At 39.1% G+C, this 3,273-nt stretch carries 2 protein-coding genes and 1 pseudogene; 2 read left to right on the top strand and 1 reads right to left on the bottom strand.

What is annotated here, in order from left to right; translation table 11 throughout:
• Window positions 1–773: 773 nt before the first annotated feature.
• Window positions 774–1,667, bottom strand: a complete 894-nt coding sequence (gene argB, locus MW688_RS06520) for an acetylglutamate kinase (RefSeq protein ID WP_486735127.1) — start codon at window positions 1,665–1,667, stop codon at window positions 774–776.
• Between the two features lie 61 nt (window positions 1,668–1,728).
• Between argB and MW688_RS06515 the strand changes: the two genes are divergently transcribed.
• Together MW688_RS06515 and MW688_RS06510 are read left to right on the top strand one after the other, a co-directional pair.
• Entirely contained in the window at window positions 1,729–2,538 is an 810-nt protein-coding gene (locus MW688_RS06515) for a type 1 glutamine amidotransferase (protein WP_486735126.1), read from the top strand.
• 106 nt (window positions 2,539–2,644) lie between these two features.
• Window positions 2,645–3,273 (top strand): annotated as a pseudogene (locus tag MW688_RS06510) (hypothetical protein); the annotation flags it as partial.

The raw sequence follows: 3,273 nt of genomic DNA, 5'->3' as shown, positions 1-3,273 counted from the left end.
CTTTAGGGTCAATCAATTTTTAAGCGCGATCGCATTAATTCTTTAACTCATTACTTATTACTTCAAGACTTCAAAAATCATTATGGTGCGTTACGGGCTGCGCCCTAACACACCCTACAACTACAACTACAACTACAGGCTACCTTCTTACTCATTACTTATTACTTATTACTTCAAAACTCATCTAACTCCCTGCCCAACCTACTGGCTACTACAGGCTACCTTCTTACTCATTACTCATTACTCGTTACTCATTACTCATCTAACGGTGCGTTACGGGCTGCGCCCTAACACACCCTACTAATGCTACTAATGCTGCTTCAAAACTTCTTTCACTTCAAGACTTCTTACTCATTACTTATTACTTCAAAACTCATTACTCAACTCCAACCAGTAACATTAGGTATAGATGCTTTGGTCCTCCTACACCCTACACCCTGAGGTTGGTGCGTTACGGCGATCAGTTATCTTATTGTGATTTCCTAAAAGAAATTTTCGCGCCTAACGCACCCTACATCTCTCATGAGGTTGTACCTAACTCTCGGAGCCTCCGTGCCTCGGTGCCTCCGTGCCTCGGTGCCTCGGTGCCTCGAAAAGAATAACCTCTGTACCTCACTTGCTTTGGAATTGCTATATAACTTTCCACAGATTGGCTCTCGGTATTATGGGATAGCCAAAGATGTGATTAAATAAACTGGATAAAGTTAATTTTTGTAAAGAAAGGACAACCCCTTACTGAGACAATTGCCTTTTCTTTACAATTAACTTTGGATTTAATTAGTAAATTCAGAAGCTACTATCATACTCCCGATACCATCATCAGTAAAAATTTCTAATAGTAAAGCGTGGGGAATACGTCCATCAATAATGTGAGCTGCTTTTACTCCTTGGGCGAGGGATCGCACACAACAACTGACTTTCGGTATCATTCCTCCCGCGACAACTCCTGTTTTAATCAATTCTCTGGCTTGTTGAATATCTAATTTAGCTAGTAAGGTAGAAGGGTCTTTATAATTTTCTAAAATACCAACCGTATCAGTTAATAAAATCATTTTCTCCGCTTGTAAGGCGGCGGCGATTTCTCCCGCCACAGTATCAGCATTAATATTATAAGCCTGGCCGTTTTCATCTGCGGCTACACTAGAGATAATCGGCACATAACCACTACTAACAAGAGACTCTACCAGTCGAGTATCTACAGCGCTAACTTCTCCGACAAAGCCAACACCGTCTTTACCTACATTACGCGCTTTAATGAGATTAGCATCTTTACCACAGATACCTACAGCATTACCTCCAGCGCGATTAACTAGAGAGACTAATTCTTTGTTAACACGGCCGACTAATACCATTTCTACCACATCCATGGTGTCTGCATCTGTTACCCTCAAACCATCTTTGAATTGGGGTTTAATTCCTAATTTATCTAGCCATACGTTAATTTCTGGACCACCACCATGAACGACTACAGGACGTAAACCTACACAGGACAAAAAGACAATATCGCGGATCACAGAATCTTTGAGATAGCCATCTTTCATGGCGGCACCACCATACTTAACTACAATGGTGCCACCGGAGAATTTTTGAATGTAGGGTAAAGCTTCACTAAGTACTTTGACTCGGGTAGCTTCAGCTTCTTTGATATATTCGCTTTGATTGGTCATAGATATATTTTTCATTTTTGCAATATTCTTGATATTATCAAGATTTGCCCAAGAGGGGAAAATGATTAACTCAGAACTAGAATTAACTATAGGCTGGCTATATCCAAAATTGATGAGTACCTACGGCGATCGCGGTAACGTGATTTGTCTGGAAAAACGCTGTCAATGGCGTCAAATTGCCGTTTCTATCTTAGAATTAGATAGACATCTAGAAGCTGAAAATTTCGCCAAAGCAGATATAATTGTGGGAGGAGGTGCCCAAGATAGACAACAGGCGATTGTCATGGCAGATCTTCTGGGAAAAAAAGCAGAAATTTTAACTGCTATGATTGAAAAAGGTATCCCAGGAGTATTCACCTGTGGTTCTCCCCAACTCCTCGGACACTATTATGAACCAAAACTAGGTGAACGAATCAATGGGTTAGGTGTACTCGATTTAACAACTAAACATCCTGGAGAAAATGCCTCTCGCTGCATTGGTAATCTGGCTTTTGAAATTACTGCTTCTCCCCTCGCAACAGAATTAGCCGAGATGGAAATAACAAAACCTGTTATAATCGGCTTTGAAAACCACGGTGGACGTACTTATCTTGGTAATGTCCAACCCCTAGGCAAAGTTATCAAAGGTTATGGTAACAATGGAGAAGATGGATTAGAAGGAGCTTATTATCGTAGTAGCATAGCTACTTATGCCCATGGTCCGCTTTTGCCCAAAAATCCTTTTTTAGCTGATTGGTTAATTCAAACTGCTCTAAAAAAGAAATATCAAACACAAATAAACTTAACAAAACTTGATGATTCTTTAGCCCAAAAGGCACGTTTTGCGATGTTGAGAAAAATGGACTTAACAAAAATCGTCAATAAAGCCTAAACTATTATCTATCATTAAAGATAAAATTTCACTAAGTCAGCAACCGTGGAATTAGTGAATATCAATTTTGTCAACGTGCCATCGATTGAAAATATAACCAGAAAATATGACTGGAAAACAAATAAACAAGGACGTTTCTAGTCCCCTAGTTTTGATATTACCGTTCGCTATAGTTGTCGCCATCGTATTAAAGACATGGCAATATTTGCTATTATTTATAGCTATATTTATGTCAGGGCAACTACTGGCGAGATATTTTTGGAAACAAGAGTGTAAAAAAATTGATCCAGTGTTTAATAAGTTGGTGAAAACTAACAAAGGATATTTAACACCCCTAGATTTATCTGTTGAGGGAAACATCTCTGCAAGAAAGGCCAAAAATTATTTAGCTGAAAAATTTGAAGAATATGGCGCGAATATAAAAAACCTCGGCGATCAAGGTGTAGTTTTTTATTTTCTCACAGGTAGTGCTTTACAGAGTATTTTTGAAGATAGTGAACCTGTTGCAGAAATGTATGAACATGAGTTAGAGTCTTCTAAAACTACTCCTTTAGCATTTACCTTTGATTCTTCAGTAAAAACTTCTGAAACTCAAACAACGGCAGCAACTACTCCTGAAGCAGCAGTAACTTCAGTCTCATCTAAAGAAACCACTGCAACAGAATCATCTGTAGATACCCAGGAAGCAGAAACGACTGCAACAGAATCATCTGTAGAGGATTTGGAGACAGAAAC

Source organism: Johannesbaptistia floridana, from assembly GCF_057440575.1.
The sequence above is the reverse complement of the archived record's forward strand: the minus strand, read 5'-3'. Positions and strand labels throughout refer to the sequence as shown.

Excerpts from the sequence above, each read along its gene's own strand:
- argB (WP_486735127.1), bottom strand. The coding sequence starts at position 1,667 with ATGACCAATCAAAGCGAATATATCAAAGAAGCTGAAGCTACCCGAGTC.
- MW688_RS06515 (WP_486735126.1), top strand. The coding sequence starts at position 1,729 with ATGATTAACTCAGAACTAGAATTAACTATAGGCTGGCTATATCCAAAA.